Annotated in this window: 13 protein-coding genes; 5 read left to right on the top strand and 8 right to left on the bottom strand. The window is 63.5% G+C overall.

Annotated elements, in window-relative coordinates; all coding sequences use genetic code 11:
- Window positions 1–17: 17 nt before the first annotated feature.
- Both AC1DMY_RS11675 and AC1DMY_RS11670 read right to left on the bottom strand, forming a co-directional pair.
- Window positions 18–713 carry a dienelactone hydrolase family protein gene (locus AC1DMY_RS11675; RefSeq protein WP_477165134.1) on the bottom strand — a complete coding sequence of 232 codons (696 nt, stop codon included), beginning with the start codon at window positions 711–713 and terminating at the stop codon, window positions 18–20.
- Window positions 714–780: 67 nt separating this feature from the next.
- Window positions 781–1,269, bottom strand: a complete 489-nt coding sequence (locus AC1DMY_RS11670) for a hypothetical protein (RefSeq protein WP_477165133.1) — start codon at window positions 1,267–1,269, stop codon at window positions 781–783.
- A 314-nt stretch (window positions 1,270–1,583) separates the two neighbouring features.
- On the opposite strand from AC1DMY_RS11670, the gene AC1DMY_RS11665 reads away from it, so the two are divergent.
- From AC1DMY_RS11665 to AC1DMY_RS11645, 5 genes are all read left to right on the top strand, one after another.
- Window positions 1,584–2,597, top strand: coding sequence for a LacI family DNA-binding transcriptional regulator (locus AC1DMY_RS11665; RefSeq protein WP_477165132.1), 1,014 nt, complete (start codon window positions 1,584–1,586; stop codon window positions 2,595–2,597).
- Window positions 2,598–2,923: 326 nt separating this feature from the next.
- Window positions 2,924–5,428: a glycoside hydrolase family 3 protein gene (locus tag AC1DMY_RS11660; RefSeq protein WP_477165131.1), complete on the top strand. Its 2,505-nt coding sequence runs from the start codon at window positions 2,924–2,926 to the stop codon at window positions 5,426–5,428.
- A gap of 160 nt (window positions 5,429–5,588) precedes the next feature.
- Complete coding sequence (locus AC1DMY_RS11655; RefSeq protein ID WP_477165130.1) at window positions 5,589–5,780, top strand: hypothetical protein; 192 nt, start codon at window positions 5,589–5,591, stop codon at window positions 5,778–5,780.
- A gap of 16 nt (window positions 5,781–5,796) precedes the next feature.
- Window positions 5,797–8,238 carry a TonB-dependent receptor gene (locus AC1DMY_RS11650; RefSeq protein ID WP_477165129.1) on the top strand — a complete coding sequence of 814 codons (2,442 nt, stop codon included), beginning with the start codon at window positions 5,797–5,799 and terminating at the stop codon, window positions 8,236–8,238.
- A 201-nt stretch (window positions 8,239–8,439) separates the two neighbouring features.
- Entirely contained in the window at window positions 8,440–10,020 is a 1,581-nt protein-coding gene (locus tag AC1DMY_RS11645) for a tryptophan halogenase family protein (protein WP_477165128.1), read from the top strand.
- Between the two features lie 210 nt (window positions 10,021–10,230).
- Here AC1DMY_RS11645 and pip read toward each other — a convergent pair whose 3' ends face one another.
- The 6 genes from pip to AC1DMY_RS11615 form a co-directional block, all read right to left on the bottom strand.
- Window positions 10,231–11,184: a prolyl aminopeptidase gene (gene pip / locus AC1DMY_RS11640; RefSeq protein ID WP_477165127.1), complete on the bottom strand. Its 954-nt coding sequence runs from the start codon at window positions 11,182–11,184 to the stop codon at window positions 10,231–10,233.
- A 95-nt stretch (window positions 11,185–11,279) separates the two neighbouring features.
- Window positions 11,280–12,284 carry a hypothetical protein gene (locus tag AC1DMY_RS11635; protein WP_477165126.1) on the bottom strand — a complete coding sequence of 335 codons (1,005 nt, stop codon included), beginning with the start codon at window positions 12,282–12,284 and terminating at the stop codon, window positions 11,280–11,282.
- 43 nt (window positions 12,285–12,327) lie between these two features.
- Window positions 12,328–15,258: a TonB-dependent receptor gene (locus tag AC1DMY_RS11630; protein WP_477165125.1), complete on the bottom strand. Its 2,931-nt coding sequence runs from the start codon at window positions 15,256–15,258 to the stop codon at window positions 12,328–12,330.
- A 230-nt stretch (window positions 15,259–15,488) separates the two neighbouring features.
- Window positions 15,489–15,869 (bottom strand): MliC family protein, encoded by a 381-nt coding sequence (locus tag AC1DMY_RS11625; RefSeq protein WP_477165124.1) that lies wholly within the window; start codon window positions 15,867–15,869, stop codon window positions 15,489–15,491.
- 3 nt (window positions 15,870–15,872) lie between these two features.
- Window positions 15,873–17,855, bottom strand: coding sequence for a serine hydrolase domain-containing protein (locus tag AC1DMY_RS11620; RefSeq protein ID WP_477165123.1), 1,983 nt, complete (start codon window positions 17,853–17,855; stop codon window positions 15,873–15,875).
- A gap of 325 nt (window positions 17,856–18,180) precedes the next feature.
- Complete coding sequence (locus AC1DMY_RS11615; protein WP_477165122.1) at window positions 18,181–19,095, bottom strand: helix-turn-helix transcriptional regulator; 915 nt, start codon at window positions 19,093–19,095, stop codon at window positions 18,181–18,183.
- Window positions 19,096–19,159: the final 64 nt, after the last annotated feature.

Raw genomic sequence — 19,159 nt, 5'->3', positions numbered from 1 at the left:
CCCTCGCGCGCCTGGATTCAAGCGAGATGTTGGCGCAGGAACTCGTAGGTGCGTCCGTTCGCCAGCTTGGCGGCGTTGGCGTCGTAATGCGTACCGGTATGCCGGGCAAACGCGTGGCTGCAACCGGGATAGCTGTAGATCGTCACGTTGCCCTTGTTCGCAAACGCCGCCTTGATCCTGGCCTGCGCGTCCTTGGAAATGAATTCGTCTTCCTCGCCCAGGTGCATCATCAGCGGTGCCTTGATCGCCGGTGCCTCGGCCAGGTATTTCTCCGTCCCACCGCCGTAGTACTCCACGCCCGCGTCGATGCTTGATCGCGCGGCGGTGAGGTAGGTCATCAGGCCGCCGAGGCAGTAGCCCATCACGCCGACTTTGCCGTTGGCGCCTTCCAGTTTGCGTGCAGCTGCAACCACCGCCTCGACGTCGCGCTCACCGGCGTCGAAGTCGTACGCTTCATACAGCGCGAGGCCTTTTTTCCAGTCCTGTTCCGACCATTCGTTCAAGTCCAGGCCCGGCTCCTGTCGCCAGAACAGATCCGGGCAGATGGCGATGAAACCCTGTTCCGCCAGTTCGCGGCAGGACTGGCGCAAATCGTTGTTGATGCCGAAGATTTCCTGCAACACCACCACCGCTGGCGCGGGGGTGTGGTCGGGATAGTCGATATAGAGCCGAAAGCTTCCGTCGGCCGTTGAAAGAGTGTGGTACTCGCCCATGGCTTACTCCGGAAATGTCGCCCCTGTGCGAGCGGGCGACGTGGCAGACCTGCAAGATGGCGCGGCCTCAGGCGACCGCGCGCACCCTGAAGGATTTGGTGGCGCGCACGGCGACCACGATGAAGACAATCAACACCACCAGTTCGGTGGCGCCAAACAGCTTCTGCTTCAGGTCCGGCGCCAGTGCGGCCAGCGCCGGCCACTTCGCGAAAATCTGCGCGACCAGCACGAACATCAGGAAGTACTCGCTGATCACGATGCCGATGGGGAATTGCGCCGTCCAGAAGCCCGAGCGGCCAATCGAACGTCGCGCCACCACCGTCCAGGCCAGCACGAGCAACGCGATCACTCCCACCACGATGGCCGGCGTGACGCCATGAAAGGGAAAGAAGAACCCGGTGACGCTGGTAATGACTGCCGTCCAGAGGAAGCTCGTGATGGCGCCCGAGCGATAGCGGCCGACCATCAGGTCGCGAATGGCCCAGAGGCCAACGATGGTGGCGACGAGACTGATCAGCGTGTGGAATGCGGTAAGCCAACCCAGTGGTGTATTCATCAAGGCGCTCCGTAGTGGTGTCGCGGAAACTAACGTGGGCACGGCTCGCGCAGGGGCGATGCATCGCGATGCCGCCATCGGCTGTTGTGTTGCGCTTGGTTACTCGGGCGGTCCCCTGGCCACCCGCTGCCCACTATGCGCCCGTGGCCGGCCTGGCCTCAATCCGTCTGTGGGTATAACCGAAGGGGCGCGGCGCATGGGGGTGTGTTGTGAAACGCAGGTGACAGCGCCCGCCTGGCACGCCAGTTCTTGTAAACCGCCGGGCGCAAGGGGCATATTGGTCGGGCAGCAGCAGTTCGCCGTTGGGAGAAGTCATGCGGGTCCGCCTCGAAGATGTAGCACGCGCCACAGGTGTCTCGCCAAAAACGGTTTCCCGCGTACTCAACGAAGAATCCTCGGTGAAGGAATCCACCCGCCAGAAGGTGTTGGCGGCGATGGAGTCCATGAACTACCGCCCCAGCCCGGCGGCGCGTGGCCTGGCGGGCAGCCGTTCGTTCCTGGTGGCGATGCTTTATGACAACAACGACAACCCGGCCTCGACCTATCTGGCCGAGGTGCAGGATGGCGTGCTCGACGCCTGCGATGCCCACCGCTACAGCATGATGGCCTGCCCGTTGCGCATGCGCGGGCAGGATTTCATCCGTCGCGTCGATGCGCTGGTGTTCGATCACCATATCGAAGGCGTGATCATGACGCCGCCGCTCACCGACTACGCGCCATTGCTGCAGCGCCTGAAAGAGCACGGCGTGCCGCATTCGAGCATCTCGCCAGTGCACCGCGAAGCGTCCATCGGCGTATGCATGGACGAGCAGCAGGCGGCGAAGGCCCTGGTGATGCACCTGGTGGAACTGGGTCACCGGCGCATTGCGCATATCGTGGGCATCGCCAATCACGGCGCCAGTCGCTGGCGCATGGCCGGCTACAAGGAAGCGCTCGCGACCGCGGGCTTGCCGTTCGATGCGCAATACGTGGTGCAGGGCGAGTTTTCATTTGGCTCGGGCGTGCTGGCCGCGCGCGAGCTGTTTGCCTTGCCCGAGCAGCCCACGGCGATCTTTGCCGCGAACGACGATATGGCCGCCGGCGTGATGTGGGCGGCGAACGAACGCGGACTGAAAGTGCCGCGCGACCTCTCGGTCTGTGGCTTTGACGACACGCCGCTTGCTACCCAGCTGTGGCCGCCGCTGACCACGGTGCGTCAGCCCAGCCGCGACATGGGCAAGCTGGCAGCGCTGCAACTGATGGAAGTGCTGCGGGGTCGCGGTGATGGCCTGCTGGTGCAGGTGCCGTACACGCTCCAGCTGCGCGAATCGACGTCGAAGGCGCCTTAAGTACTTCGGACTCGCCTACCGCCGCTCCGGCTTTGGTCCGAGGCTAGTCTGAGTCGCGCACAGGGTGCGCTCCCACAAGGGAGTCCGCCGATTCCTTGTGGGAGCGCACCCTGTGCGCGACTGGCCTCCCTCAGCGGATCTTTCGCGCGGCAAACGTCCCGTCTTCCCGTAACAGATTGGTTTAAAAGAGAAAAGGCAGCCATGGGGCATCCTCGCGGCGCTCGACCCCGCTTGCTGCATCGCAAATTGACAGCGCTGTCATTTCTGTCAGTCTCCGGACCGACTGGCTCCGAGGGGGAGCCTTCCCCTGTCTGCTGGAGAGAGCCGTGCGGGCTTCCGTTCGTCGTTTGCGTAGTGTTCCGACCGTTCTTGCCGTGGCCCTGGCCTGCGCCACGGGTGCCGCATCCGCCGACGACGCGTCCACCGTGCACCCCGACAGTTGGCCGCGTGCCAGCTGGCCGTTCCCCAAGGATGCGGCGCTCGAACAGCGCGTGGCCACGTTGCTGGCCAAGATGACGGTGGAGGAAAAAGTTGGCCAGCTGATCCAGGCCGATATCCTCAGCGTGACGCCGGACGATGTGCGCAAGTACCACCTTGGCGCGATCCTCGCCGGCGGCAATTCCAAGCCCAATGGACAGCTCACCGCCACGGTGGCGCAATGGCAGGCCTTGTCCGAAGCGTTCTATCGCGCGTCGATGCAGCCCAACGGCAGCGCGCATGTGCCGATCCCGCTGCTGTTCGGCATCGATGCTGTGCACGGGCACAACAACGTCGTAGGTGCGACGCTGTTTCCTCAAAACTCCGCACTGGGCAACGCGCACGATCCGGAGCTGCTTCGTCAGATCGGCGAGGCTACGGCTGCCGAAGTGCGCGCCACCGGCATCAACTGGAGTTTCGCGCCGACCCTCGCCGTGCCGCAGGATGTGCGCTGGGGCCGTGCGTACGAAGGCTATTCGCAGGACCCCAAGCTGGTCGCGCAGTACGCCACGGCGATGGTGGAAGGTCTGCAGGGCAAGGTCGGCACGCCGCAGTTTCTCGATGGCACCCATGTGCTCGCCTCGGCCAAGCATTTCGTCGGCGACGGCGGCACCAGGAACGGCAAGGATCAGGGCGACGCGCAAATCAGCGAGGCCACGCTGCGCGATCTTCATGCGGCAGGCTATCCGCCCGCCATCGACGCCGGCGTGCAGACAGTGATGGCCTCGTTCTCTAGCTGGAACGGCACCAAGATGTCCGGCAACAAGGCGCTGATCACCGACGTGCTCAAGCAGCGCATGGATTTCCAGGGCCTGGTGGTGGGCGACTGGAATTCGCATGGCCAAGTGCCCGGATGCGCGAACGATGATTGCCCGGCCTCGTTCAACGCAGGCCTGGACATGCTGATGGCGCCGGACAGCTGGCGCGGCCTGGTCGAACACACGCTGGCCGAGGTGAAGTCCGGGGTGATCCCGCAGGCGCGACTGGACGACGCGGTGGCGCGGATCCTGCGCGTGAAGTTCCGCGCCGGTCTGTTCGAGGCAGGTGCGCCGTCGACGCAGCCGGTGGTACACAAAGCCGCGGAAATCGTGGGTAGTCCCGCCCATCGCGCCATCGCGCGCCGCGCCGTGCGCGAGTCGCTGGTGCTACTGAAGAACAACGATGGCGTCCTGCCGCTCGATCCGCGCAAGCACCTCCTCATCGCCGGTGATGGCGCCGACAACATTTCGCGCCAGAGCGGCGGCTGGACGCTCAACTGGCAGGGCACGGGGCTGAAGAATGAAAACTTCCCCGGTGCGCAGTCGATCGGTGCGGGCTTCGCGGAACAGGTGACAGCGGCGGGCGGCTCGGTGGAGATCGAAACGGACGGCCATTTCAAGACCAAGCCGGACGTGGCCGTGGTGATATTTGGCGAGGATCCCTATGCCGAATTCCAGGGTGATATCCCCAACCTGATGTTCCATCCCGGCGACGATCACGAGCTTGAATTGATCCGTCAGCTGCGTGCGCAACACATTCCGGTGGTGGCGGTGTTCTTGAGTGGTCGTCCGCTATGGGTGAATCGCGAAATCAACGCGGCCGATGCCTTCGTGGCGGCGTGGTTGCCGGGCAGCGAAGGCGGCGGCATCGCCGATGTGCTGCTGCGCAAGCGCGACGGCAGCATCGCCAACGACTTCCACGGCAAGCTGGCCTATACGTGGCCGAGCACGGCGGTGGTGGGGCAGGGCAAGCCGCAATTCGCACTCGGCTACGGACTTACCTATGCCGACCACGCGGCGGTGCCCAAGCTTTCCGAAGCGTCGGGTATCAGCGGCGAGCAGATTCCGATCGGCAATTATCTCGATCGCGGCAAGGCGGTGCATGGTTACAGCTTTACGCTGGTGGATACGCATGGCGCATCGATGACTGGCGATGTGTCGCCGGCAACGACGCCGGATGGCGCGCTGCACATGGCCGCGCTCGACTACAAAGCCCAGGAGGATGCGCGCCGCTTCAGCTGGAGCAGCGACAACGCCCAGCTGTCGATCCACGCGCGCACGCCGCTGGATCTCGATCGCGAAACCAATGGCGACGTGCTGCTGGTGACGACGCTGCGTGTCGATGCCATGCCGACGCAGAACGTGTGGATCGGCATGGGCCAAGGCCACGTGCCGCTTGCCAAGACCCTGGCGAAGTTGCCGCCGGGTCAGTGGATCCGCGTTGGCGTGCCGTTGAAGTGTTTCCGTGCAGCTGGCGCCGACATGCATCACATCGACCAGCCGTTTGCGTGGGGCGCCGGCAAAGGCACCGACGTGGCGATTTCACGCGTGGCGCTGGGTACGGATGTCGATCAGGTGGTCGATTGCGTCAAGTAAGGAAGGCGGGGTGAACGGCCGGTTCGCAGAGGTTTGCGGAGTCAGACCAGGCCACCTCAAGAAGGGTTCGAGGGAAGGGATGTGTCAGTGATTACGGGCCACGGATGGCTGAACGACGATTTGCTCTTGCATCAAAACCGGCGTCAAGGCGGTTCGCTTGATGGGTAAAAACGAGCTACAGCAAGGCTTTCGGGGGGATTTCCAACTTGCTGCCGCGCGTCAAGCTTCTGCCGGTGAACCGGTCTATGATCCACATGACAGCGCTGTCATTCACCTAAATGACAGCGCTGTCATCGGGGATGACATCAAACCAGTCGCCGTCGAGGGCGGTGACGAACAACAATCCGAATGAATTGAGGGGAAGCCAAATGAAGTTGCGCTATTCGGCGTTGTACATCGCCATGTCCCTGGTACTTGCGCCTGGCGCAGTGCTGGCGGCGGATCAGGATGCAGCGCCGCAGAGCGCGTCTTCGCAAAATGCCACGCCGCCGGGCGAGCGCAAGGTGAAGCAGCTCGATGCGATTTCGGTGAGCGCGACCAAGAGCGAGACGCTGCTCCAGAAAACGCCCGTTGCAGTCAGCGCCATCACGCCCGACACGCTCGACAAAGAGCGCGTCATGACCGTGCAGGATCTCACCAAGCTCGTGCCGGGCCTGCAGGGCACCAGCCAGGGCGACCACGGCGTGGTCACGCTGACCTTGCGCGGTATCGGCAACGACAGCGCCAAAACCGAATACGCCGATCCGGAAGTCGCCACCTTCGTCGACGGCGTGTACGCGCCGCGCGCCGAAGCGGCCTCCGGCCTGCTGCTGGACATGGATGGCGTGGAAGTGCTGCGCGGTCCGCAGGGCACGCTGTGGGGTCGCAACTCCACGGCCGGCGCGATCAGCTTCCAGACGGCCAAACCCGATATCGCTGCGGGCTTCTACGGCAATGCGCAGGCCGAAGTAGGCAACTACAACGAGATGGGCGCGCGCGCCGCGTTCAATCTGCCGATCAGCAGCACCTTCGCGATGCGCGTAGCCGTGGTGCATGAGCAGCACGACGGTTACGTCGACTACCAGAATCCGTCCACTGAGCTGCCCAGCGTGGCGCAGCAGCAGCAGGCGTATCTTGCCTCGCCCGCTTCAGGCGGTACGCTGGCCAACTTCAAGCCGATCGATCCCAGCCAGTACGTGCAGGGCGGCAAGAAGTACAACTCGCAGGATCAGTCCGCCGCGCGCGTGAGCGCCCTGTGGCAGCCCAGCGATTCGTTCAAGTGGAACCTCTCCTACGAGTACTTCCTCGATCGCGGCACGCCGGACATGAGCCTGATGCAGACGCCGCGCCAGGGTCAGGAATTCTGGTCCGCGCTGATCGACACCGCGCCGTACCTGGACCGCACGTCCAAGACGCTGCGCAGCCGCATGGACTGGAACATCAACGATGGCATGGAGCTGAGCTATATCGCCGGCTACAACCGCTACTCGGGCAAGAGTGATTTCGACCAGGACGTCGGCGTCAGCGTGCCCACCAGCTTCACCACCAACGGCGTGTACCAGGACGACCGCACCAACTACTCCAACTACGAAAGCTGGAGCCAGGAAGTGGACCTGAAGTCGACCGGCCCGCAGACCGTGGACTGGATCGTGGGCGCGTACTACGGCTACGAAGACAACAACATCCGCTTTGACATCCCCATCATGAACGGCACCAAGTACGGTTCCGTGAACTGGCAGGGCTCCTTCATCCAGCCCAAGGAAACGGTGGAGTCGTACGCGCTGTTCGGCCAGGCCACCTGGCACATGACCGATCATTGGCGCCTCACCGGCGGTGCGCGCTGGTCGCATGACGACAAGGAAAACAAGGGCGGCATCAACTGGGGCTGGAACTACGATCCCAACGTGCCGCAGCTGCCGATCTCGCCGGGCGTGTATCCAGATCCGTCCAACGGCTTCAGCATTTCGCAGCGGAACACGGCCAAGTACAGCAAGAGCAAGCCGACCTGGCTGGTGCGCGTGGATACCGATGTCGGCGCCAACGGCCTGCTGTACGCCAGCGTGTCCACCGGCTACAAGTCCGGCGGCACGCAGGACGCGGGCACGCTGTACAAGCCCGAGACGCTGACCAACTATGAAATCGGCAGCAAGTTCAGCTTCCTCGATGGCCGCATGACCTGGAACTCGGCCGTCTATTACGAAGACTTCAAGAACTTCCAGTTGTCCGCGCCGATCGTCTATCCCGACGGCAACCATGGCCTGGGCTTCTCCAACGTGGGCGGCAGCACCAAGGTGTTCGGCATCGAATCGGAGCTGGCGTACCAGACCAAGGACGATCGCGCCAACCTGATCTTCTCGGCCATTCCGAAGAAGGAGCTCGGCACGCTGGTCTACGCAGGCAGCAACGATTACCAGGGCCTGCCCGCCTGTCCGCCGGCGTCCAACCTGGCCAACTGCGCGAACGTCACCGGCAACGATCTGCCGCACGCACCCAACGTCTCGCTCACCGCAATCTATGAGCACGACTTCCATCTGGGCAACGGCGGCCGACTCACGCCGCGTGTCAGCGCGCAATACCAAAGTTCGCAGTGGCTGAGCTATTTCAACCTCGGCGCCGGCGACCAGCAGAAGGCGTATACGCGCGGCGACCTCTCGCTGCGCTACACCGAGCCGGGCGACAAGTGGTGGGTCAACGCGTACGTGCAGAACATCTCCGACGGAAAGATCCGCACCAGTGCCGGTCGCTTCCTGATGTCTGATGGTTCGCTGCAGTACGTATCGCAGTACCTGGCGCCGCGCACCTACGGTGTGCAGCTGGGCGTGTGGTTCTGATGAAGTTCGGGGCGGCCCCATGACAACAGCGCCGCCGATGGTTTGCCGTTCTATAGGCGATGCTCCGGGGAGCATCGCCGCCTCTCCCCCTGAATGGCGTTTTTGCCGGGCCCGCGTGGGGCGGCCCGGCAATTCTTTCTTACAATCGTCTGCGGATTCACTGCCGCAGCGCGCTGGCGATCCCGCCGGCCGGGAGATCCCATGGCTAGGCTGAAGAAAGTGTTGATCGTGGGCGGTGGCACCGCCGGCTGGCTGGCCGCGTGCTATCTCGCCAAGGCGGTGAATGCGGTCGACCCGAATGGCGTGCAGGTGCATCTGGTGGAATCGCCGGACATCGGCCTGCTCGGCGTCGGCGAGGCCACGTTTCCTTCGATTCGCGGCACGCTTGCTGCCATCGGTCTGGACGAGCGTCGCTTCCTGGTTGGCGCGACGGCAACGTACAAGCAAGGCATCCATTATCGCCACTGGGTGCGCCCGCCGGGCACGCCCGGTGCGGATCATTTCTTCCATCCCTTCAATGCACCGAGCCAGCGTCCGGGTGGTCCGGAGCTGTTGCCGTATTGGCTGCTTGGTGCCGCGCCTGAAGACATGGCGTTAGCTGATGCCGTGTCGATGCAGAGCACGCTGGTCGATCACGGCAAGGGCCCCAAGCGTTTCAAGGATCCCGATTACCAGGGACCGATGAACCACGCGTTCCATTTCGATGCGGCGTGTTTCGCGCGTGTGCTGGCCGAGCATGGCCAGGAAGCGTTGGGCGTGCAGCGCCACGTGGCCACGGTGGAACGCGCGGAACTGGATGAACACGGCGCCATCGCACGCGTGGTGACCAAGGAGCTGGGCGAACTCACGGCTGATCTCTACGTGGACTGCACCGGCCTCAAGGGCATGTTGATCGGCAACGTCATGCAGTCGCCGTTCCGCAGTCGCGCCGACGTGCTGTTCGCCGACCGCGCGGTGGCGATCCAAGTGCCTTATGCGCAGCCTGATTCGCCGATTCCGTCGTATACGATTTCCACCGCACAAGAAGCGGGCTGGATCTGGGATATCGGTCTGCAGAAGCGACGCGGCGCGGGCTATGTGTATTCCTCGCGGCACACCGACGTGGAGCGCGCTGAGGCGGTGTTCCGCAACTATCTGGGTCCGGTCGCCGACGGCCTCAAGGCCTTCCATATCAAATTCGAAACCGGCTATCGGCCGGAACACTGGCGCAAGAACTGCGTGGCGGTCGGCCTTGCCGGCGGCTTTGTGGAGCCGCTGGAATCCACCGGCATCGCGCTGATCGAGCTGGCGACTTATCTGCTTACGCATCTGTTGCCGAGCGATACCGGCACGATGGAACAGGCCGCGCGCCACTTCAACGAGATGATGGTTGCGCGCTATGACCGCATCATCGATTTCATCAAGATGCACTACTGCCTAAGCCAGCGCCGAGACTCGAAGTTCTGGATCGACAATGCCGATCCGGTGAGCATTCCCGACTCGCTGCAGGACAAGCTGGCGCAGTGGAAGCATCGGCCGCCGCATCGGCTGGACTTTGTCAGCGACCTGGAAATGTTCCTCGTCTCCAGCTGGCAATACGTGCTGTATGGCATGGAGTTCAAGACGGATCTGTCGCCGGTGCGCCATATGTATCCGCGTGTCGACGAGGCACGGCAGGAATTTCGCAACATCCAGGTGGCCGCATCACAGGCCTTGCACGATCTGCCCGATCACCGAGCGCTGGTGGAGCAGATGTGCCGGGAGTATCGCGAGCGCGCGGGTCCAGAACAGGTAGTTGCTTAGATCCCATACAAGATCTCGCACAATTTCCCATGCCTCATGGTCATTCCGGCGCAGGCCGGAATCCAGCGGCCCCAGGGCATTGCTTATCGCGAAGCATGCCCGGAACGTAGCCGACTTTCGCGACAACTCAGCCTTTCGCTACTGCATTCCGGCCTGCGCCGGAATGACAATGAGGAAACCGGGCGTTTCAACAAGATTTTGAATCGGCTTCTAGACGTACCGGTCTGCCAGCGCGTCCGTTGCACCAATCAGCACATCCACAATCGCCGGGTCGGCCGCGCTATGGCCTGCGAGCACGATATGGAAGGCTGCCTCCGGCCACGCCTTGGCCAGATCGCAGGCGCTCTTCACCGGACAGATGATGTCGTAGCGGCCATGCACGATGGTGGCGGGAATGTGGCGCACGCGATCCACATCGCGCAGCAGCTGGTCCGGCTCGAGAAACACGCGGTGGCGGAAGTAGTGCGCTTCCGCGCGTGCCACGCTCACCGCAGCATGCGCATCCTCGAAATTGCCGGGCTCGTCCGGATCGTGGACCAGCGTGGTGCTGCCGCCTTCCCAGTTGCCCCACGCGATCGCCGCTGCGATGCGCTCGGCCTCGTCACCGCTGTCCAGGCGGCGCCAGTACGCCTCCACCAGGTCATGGCGTTCGTCTTCGGGGATATGCGCGAGATAGCGTTCCCAGCGCTCGGGGAAAATCCAGCGCGCGCCGCCATCGAGTTCGTTGAACCAGCGCAGCTCTCCGGGTCGGCCGAGGAAGATGCCGCGCAGCACCAGGCCAAGCGCGCGCTCGGGATGTTTCTGCGCATAAGCGAGCGCCAGCGTTGAACCCCAGGAACCACCGAACACTACCCAACGCTCGATCCCGAAGTATTCGCGAATGGCTTCGATATCGCTGACCAGGTGCCACGTCGTGTTATCGCGCAGCTCCGCATGCGGCGTCGACTTGCCGGCGCCGCGCTGATCGAACAGCACGATGCGGTAGCGCGTCGGATCGAAGAAACGGCGGTGATATGGCGACACGCCTGCGCCCGGGCCGCCGTGCAGGAACACCACGGGCAGGCCATCGGGATTGCCGCATTCCTCGATGTGCAGTTCGTGGAGGTCGTCTACGCGCAGCCGATGGATGCGATAGGGCTCGATCTCGGGGTATAGCTCGCGCACGGGTGGTCTCCGTTGTAGTGCTCGTTCCAGCATAGTCGTCCCCGGTCTCGTGTGGGGCAGTCGCGCACAGGGTGCGCTCCCACAGTCTGTGCGAGCTAGGGCGACTTTGCAGGCGAACAATGCGAGGCGCAGGCAAACCATGCCTTGGCCTTGGGGTAATCGAGCGTCATGACGAAGTGCCCGAAGACATTGCCGCCCACGGCGCCATGGACAGGTGCGTCCGTGTACATGGACATGCCGCCTTGGTCGCCAAAGGCAACGTCTGGACGTTCGGTGAACCACACCGGGCCGACAGACCAGCCTGCGATGTCGATGCGGGGCACTTCGATGAGTCGAGCGACGTAGTGTCCAACCTTCAGGTCATCGCCGCGTTCGATGATGCGCCAGTCTGGATGTTGTCGATGCCACTGGTCGAGCAGGCTGCTCACGATATACGAGGCTGCCCCGATGCCATGCGCCGACACGTCGGCGTGCGTAGCCTTGCCCGCGTCGGTGGGATGTGCGGTGGCGCCGGTATCCAGCAGCATGTCAATCGATGTTCCGTCGATGTTGACGGTGATGCGCGCCATGCCAGTGGCCAACCCGCCTTGATCATTGCGCATGAAGTCCATGGTGATCGCATGCGCATCACGGGCCGGCTTCCAGTTCGCCGGCTCCAGCCATAGCGCGTGGCGCGGGTAATCGAAGGTCCAAACATGGCCCGGCAGATAGCCTGCGCCCAGCATCCCGTGCTCGCCATCGCCTGTGTTGTTACCGACGGACGCAGGCGCATGGCAGGGCGTGTCGTTGGTGGCAAGCAGTCCCGCGCCAGCGCGGTATGGGATGGCCGCCACGGTGTCGATCGCTTGGCCATCAAGCATGCACGTCGTTGTCTTCAACCCGAGCGCCGTCACGGCGGACCGGTAAAGTAGGTACCAGCCCGAACCGCCGCCGCCGCCCGTGTCGACCAGCAGTTTCAAGGTGCGTCCATCCGCCAGTGTGGGCGTGGCGTAGAAATGCCCACCTTCAAATACGGTGGGCATTTCACGGCGTTCTTGCGCATTGGCCGTCGTGCTGGCGATGGCCAGGATCCATCCGATCGAACCACCCAGCTTTTTCATGCCGCTTCCCTGTGACGTGAAGACGTGGCGGATCGTAACCCGGTCAGAGCTTGTAGTTGATGCCGAACATCACCGTGCGACCCCAGGTGTTGTAGTCGAGCGGACGTCCGATCGACACGCCGTTGGGCAGCGCGGAAATTTGCGCGGTCTTGTACGCCGAGTTGGTGAGGTTGTAGACCTGCAGCAGCACCGACAGGCCGTTCCATGAGCCCTTGGTGAAGTTGTAGCCGGCCTGGAAATCGGTCTGCTTGTCGGCCAGCACTTGCTGGTAGCCCAGCTGGTCGAACAGGGCGATTGCTTCGCCGGTGAAGGAGGAGCGATAGCGTTCGGAGATGCGCACCGACCAGCCGTATTTCTCATAGTAGAACGCCAGGTTCGCCACTTTGCGCGAGAGGCCGGGCAGGGTCGACGGCGCGCCCGGAATCGAGGACACCGAACTCACCGGCACGGTGCTGTTGGTCAGCGAGAAATTGGCCTGCATGCCGAAGCCGTCGAGCGGACGGGCGACCAGCCCGCCTTCGAGCGCACCGGACAACTCCAGGCCTTCCATGCGGCCGCCCGTGCCGTTTTCCGGCGTGGTGAAGGAGCCGATGTTGCTGGTCGGTACCAGGGTGGGATCGTTGTTGACGTACTTGGAGAAGTCGTAGTTGAGCACCGTCTGGTTGTAGATGTAGTTCAACAGGTTTTTGTTGAACACCGCGACGGCGACGTAGCTGGACTTGCCGAAATACTTCTCCCACGACAGGTCGGTGCCCACCGCCACATAAGGCTTGAGGTTGGGATTGCCGCCACTGCCCGTCCACAACACCTGGCCGGCCGCGGGGCCATCGGTGACCTGATAGACGCCGGCCGAGGTGGCGACCTTCTCATCGTCGATGCGTCCGCGCGTCATGGTCTTGGCGAAGCCAAAGCGCAGGTACTGCTGGTCGGCAATCTCTGCCGCCAGATTCAGGCTGGGCAATACGTTGTTGTAGGTGGTGCCGCCGCTGATGTTGCCCACCAGCGTGTTGCCGTTCGTCTGCAGCGCTGTGGACGACTGGTCCGTGTGCACGAACTGCACGCCCATATTGCCGCGCAGCGGCACGCTGCCCAGCATGGTGTCGATATTGAATTTCACGTACGCGACCGGCACTTTTTCCTCGACGCTGTAGTTGCGCGCCCAGTCGCCCTGGCCATTGCCGTCGGTGAGATAGAACTGGTTGTTCAGTGCGGCGAGCACGTTGTAGTTGAGGATCGGCCCGATGCCGCCGTAATTGATCGAGGTGGGTCCGTACAGGAAGGCCGGATTGACCGGCACCGAGTACCCCGGCTGGTAGGTGCTTCCAGTGGAGCCGTTGCCATTGAGCCACGCGAATTGGACGTCCGCCGACTTGGTCTTCTTGCGGTCGGAGTAATTCACGCCCACGTCCACGGTGCTGAAGATCCAGCCCACCGGATGGGAAACCTGCAGGCGGATCGCCTTGATCACATCGTTCTGGTGGTCGAACTCCTGGCGGCCGTTGTAGCCGTAGCCATCGGGGTCGGTGAACTGGATGCCCGACGGATCGGCCAGGTTCACGCCCGCGTTGAAGTTCGGAAAACCATAGTTGAGCGGCGTGGCGAACTGCACGCTGGTAGTGCCCTGGCCGGGAATGCCGGCGAACAGATAGGCGTCGTGCAAGTCTTTCTTGGCGCTCGAATAGGACAGGTCCGCGACGCCCTGCCAACCGCCGCCGAATTCGAACTGGTTGTTCCAGCCCATCGAGAACAGCTTGTCGTGTTCCTTGGTGTACTCGTTCTGCAGGATCGGACGGATGCCATCCATCGTGCCAGTGGTCACCACCGGATAGGGTTGCGACGGCACGATGCCCACATTGCTGTACACGGCGGGGCCGGCGTTGTCATACGGACCGCTGGCCCACTGCACGCCGTTGGTGGTCTTCTTTTCGTTGAAGGTGGAGTAGTAGGTGTCCAGCGTCGAGTGGTACCAGTCGTTCGGTGCCCATTCGAGCACGGCCATCAGGCCATTGCGCAGCTGGTTCTCCGATTGTGCGCGCAACTGCATGCCTTCCTGCGAGAGCACGCCGTCGGGCAGGCCTGGCGAATGCGGGCCGCCCCATGCGCCTTCAATGCTGCCCGGGCCGTTGTTGAGGCTCCACCACCACGCCTGGTATTGCTTCTCCTGGATCGGCGAATCGAGTTGGGCGAAGCCGATGGCCAGGCCCAGCGTGTGATCCAGGAACTGGTCGACATAGGAGAAGCTGGCGCGATGGCCAAGGTCGCCCACACCCGAACCCGGATTGTTCTTGCCGTTGGTGGTGTACTCGCCACGCAGGTTGGCCACGATGGTGCGGGTGGACAAGTCCAGCGGCTTGAGCGTGTGTAGATCTACCGTGCCCGACAGGCCCTGGCCGATCAGGCTCGCATCGGGCGTCTTGTATACGGCGGCGCCACTGATGAGTTCGGCCGGGTACTGATCGTATTCCACGCCGCGGTTTTCACCGATGGTGGCCTGCTCGCGCCCGTTCAACGTGGTGCCGGCAAAGTCGGGCGCCAGGCCGCGGATGGAGATCTGGTTCGCACGGCCGTCCACGCGTTGGGTGGCGAGGCCAGGCAGGCGCGCCAGGCTTTCGGCGATGCTTGCATCAGGCAGCTTGCCGATGTCCTCGGCGGAGATGGCCTCGATGATGTTGTCCGAATTCATCTTGGCCTTGATCGAATTCTCGATGCTGCCCGCGATGCCGGTGACGGTGATCGCATCCAGCGTGGCGGCGCGGTCTTCCGATTTGGGCAGCGCGTTCGGATCGGTCTTTGCGGGCTTCGGTGGCGGCGTCGGCTGGGTGGTCTGCGGTGTGCTTGATGAATCCTGTGCCTGTTGCGCGAAGACCGGCTGCACGCCTGCGAAGGCAAGCAGGGCAGCGGCACATGCGACGGTGAGTGGGCGCTTGGCCCCGATGGATCCTGCGACGAAAACCTGCGAGCGGCGACCGTTCATTCCCTTCCCCATGACGTGATTCGATGACTGCACCCCCCCGGCGCAGCACGCACAAACGCACTTGGACATGGCCGGCAATTTCTTGCGGCCAGACTTTGGGCGGTAGGTTTGTGCGTGGACGGGGAGCATGAGCGAGAGAATTTGCTGCTGTCATCATGCGACGCAGCAACTTCGTTCATGGTGCTGAAGGAGAAGCGCTTCCCGGTTCAGCGAGATGAGGGAACCGTCGTCTACTTGCCGGGTGACGATGTGCAGCCGGCGATGATGGGCGCGGCGTTCGGGCCGGCCGTCATGTCATACAGGTCGCCGTTATTACCCTTGGTCCACCACGTGTAGGGACCGGCCACGTATTTCACGCCGGAGCCGGCCATGGTGTCGACGAACAGCATGGCCTTGTCCTTCACCAACAGCAGCGCAAAGCTCTGGCCGCCATGGCTGTTGTAGTACGTCACCTTGAGCGACTTGCCAGCCTGGCACTGGTAGTTGCGCAGCACGGTGGCATCCACCGGGATCTCCGGCACATTCAACGTGTCGGCCAGCGCCGTCGCGGCGGCCGCTGAAGCCAAGGCGCCCAACACCAGGCGCAGGCCGTTGCGATGCATAGCGTTCATGGCTTACTTCACCTCGTCGTAGACGTATTCGTGCTGGTCGTCGCGCAAGATCAGCTTTCGACTATCCGCCGTACCGGAGACGACGAACTCGAAACCATCGGAGCCCGGTGAAATGGTCACGAACGACAGCGAACCGTCGTCGTTCTTGCGCGAGGCCACATCGCTATGCCACGCGCCGAAGTTGAAGACGAGGTTCTTGCCGCTGCGATCCACCTGGATGCTGCCCACGGCCGGGTTGCGATAGCGGTCCGCGAGTTTGGCTGCCTGGGCGGGATCGGCAGGCACGGTCAGGCGCTTGCGCTGGGCGGCGATCTCCGCTTTCAGGCGCTTCACACCGGCGTCGATATCGCCCTGCGCCAGCGGCTTGCCATCGAACAGCACTTCGAGAAGGCGGCGCTGGAACGGCCCGCGGATAAACACGCCGGCATCGGCATTGGTGAGGATCACCGCGCCCACGCCCTGCTCAGGCAGCCACAGCATGTCCGAGTGGAAACCGGCAAGATCGCCACCGTGATGCACCACCGGCACGCCCCAGGTGTGATCCACCATCAGGCCCATGCCGTAGGTGGCCGTGGTGCCGAGCGCTACATTCGGCTTGCGGCGTTCAAGCAAGGCTTCTTTCGATACGTAGCGCTTGCCGTCCGGCAGCACGCCGTTGGCCAGCTCCATCTGCACATAGCGCAACATGTCGCTCACCGCGCTCCACGCCGCACCGGCGGGACGTGCCGCACGGATGGAATCGTTGATCCCCATGCCGGCCACCGCCGTATGGCCGTCCACATCCATGCCGTGTGGGGTGGCGTGGTCGCCGAGCAGGGCGCGGTCGTAGTCGAAGGTGGTGATCTTCATGCCGAGCGGATCGAACACCTGCTTCTGCATCGCCAGGTCATAAGCCGCGCCCAGTTCCAGGTCCGGATACAGCACGTGGCCGCCGATATAACCCGCCGCTGCCGCCATCAGATTGGAATACTGGAACAGTTCGCCGAACTTGCTGGTGGGCTGCATCCCCGACAACGCCTTCAAGACCGTCTCCGGCGTGGCGTCGCGGCTATTGAGCAGCCATTCCATGTCCTGCCTCGGCATGCCGGTGCAGGCGCAGATCAGGTGGCGGATCAGCACCTGCTTCGTGGTCGCCGCATCACCCAGTCGAAACGTCGGCATCACTTGAACCACCGGTGTGTTCCAACTGAATTTCTTCTGATCGACTTCGCGCGCCAGCATCAGCGTGGTCAGCGCCTTGGTGTTGGAGGCGATCATGAACAGCGTCTCGGCGTCGATCGGCTCGGGCTTGTTGATCTCGCGTACACCCAGGCCGCCGGCGAACACCACCTTGCCGTGATCGATCAGGCCGATGGCGACGCCCGGCACGTCGTACGCCTTGCGCGCGTCGTCCACAAAGGTCTTGAGCGATGCGATGCGCGCGGCATCGAGCGGGTGCGCGGTCTTGCCGGCGAAACTCTCGCGCTGGTAGCCCTTGGGCAACAGCCGGTCGGAGATGGCGCGCAGTTGCGAGGCGCGTTTCTCACCCACCGCGTTGGCGACGTCGTAGATCAGCACGGTGTACTGGTCGCCATGACGATAGGCGATGGCGGTGACGCCGCGCTTGTCGTTGGCGGACGTCTCGTAGTTGTAGATGCGGATCTGGTCCCAGTTGTCGCGCGGGGACACATCAGTCGCCACCTGCAGCGGCCAGGTCTTGGCGGGCGCATAGGCTTTCCAGGCCTGAGCAACAGCGTCATCGGGCGTGCCGGCCTTCACATCGACCAGTACGGCCTGCGATCCGGCCTCGGGTGGACTGAGGGTCAGCTTGTTGCCGCTGGCGCGCAGCGTCCAGTCGGAGGGCAGCATGAATTGCGTGCCGGCAGAGGTCGTCTTGGGCGTATCGGCCTTTACCGCGGCCCCCGCAGCCGGTGAAGGCGCGGTGCCGGCCAGCGATGAAGCGGCCAGTGCAAACAGCCCGACAAACGCAACGCAACGCATCAACATGGAGGTACCTCGCAGCGAGGGGAACGCTCTGTTGTCACGCGCCGGAACGGCAGCCCGGCGCGACATGGTCGGTGACACGGGTGGTCCGGGGAGTCTACACAGGTTGCGAAGTGATGCCAGTGCGCGAGGCGTCCGTGCGCGACATGCTATACAGGCGCCGCGACGCGGTCGGAGCCAGACCGGACGGCTGAGCGGAAATCTTCCGCGTCCGCGACGGCAAGATCGTCGAACATTGGGACGTGATCCAGCATGCGCCCGAGAAACCGATGAACCCTCGTTCGATGTCCTGAGCGCAAGCGCATGACGCCATCGCGCTGAGTCGCCCTCAATTCAATACGGTGGCGCGCATGCCTTCGCCGCGCACGCGGCCAGGGCACCGGCCGCTCACCCGCTTGAACAGACGGCGAAACGCCGCTTCGCTGCTATAGCCCAATTGCTGGGCGATGCCCGCCACCGATTGCTGGCGATCGCGCAACAACTGCTCGGCCACGCTCACGCGCCACTGCGTAACGTATTGGATCGGCGGCTGACGCATCAGTTGAGTGAAGCGTTCGGCAAACGCGGAGCGCGACATGCAAGCCAGCGCAGCCATCGATTGCATCGTCCACGCCTTGCCCGGATGGTCGTGCACTGCCTGCAGCACGCGGGCAATACGCGGGTCGGCCAGCGAGGCAAACAGCCCATGGCGTTCTTCCGTTGTGCGCGAGTAGTCGCAGATCGCCAGCGTGAACAGCGCATCGGCCAGCTTATTTAGCAGCACGTGGCGGCCGGCGCAGTCGGCGTGCACGACCTGCGCCATGGTCGAGGCCAGCTGCCGGAAGGGTGCACTGGCGTCGGCAGCATGGATCACCATGCGGGCAGGCAAGGCGAGCTTGAGCGGATGCTGCGAGCTGCCGGTGAAGCGGAATTCGCCGCAGATCAGGCTGGTCTGTTGCATGTCGCTGCCCGCAGTCCCGCTCAGCCGGTGCGGCGCACCGTGCGGAAAGATCACCAGGTCGCCGGTTTCCAGGGTCGCCGCCTCGCCCGATTCCTCGCTTTCCACCTGGCAGCGTCCGGTGCCCACCAGATGGAACAGGCCACACTCGTAACGCGGTGCATCCGCAAACCACGAGCCGCACCGATGCAGTTCGGCGACCACCTGCACCTGCAGCATCGACCGGCTGAGCAGGGATTCCAACGCCGGTTCCACCAGTCGCGGGCGCGGGCCGGCGGGTAGCGACGGATTCGGTTCGATGTACATGGGCTTCCTTCCGGCGGGTCTCCTCAAGAACTTCGCCGCTGGCGGGTTGCCGGTTACATCGCTG

The organism is Dyella sp. 01L423 (assembly GCF_056399945.1).
The sequence above is the reverse complement of the archived record's forward strand: the minus strand, read 5'-3'. Positions and strand labels throughout refer to the sequence as shown.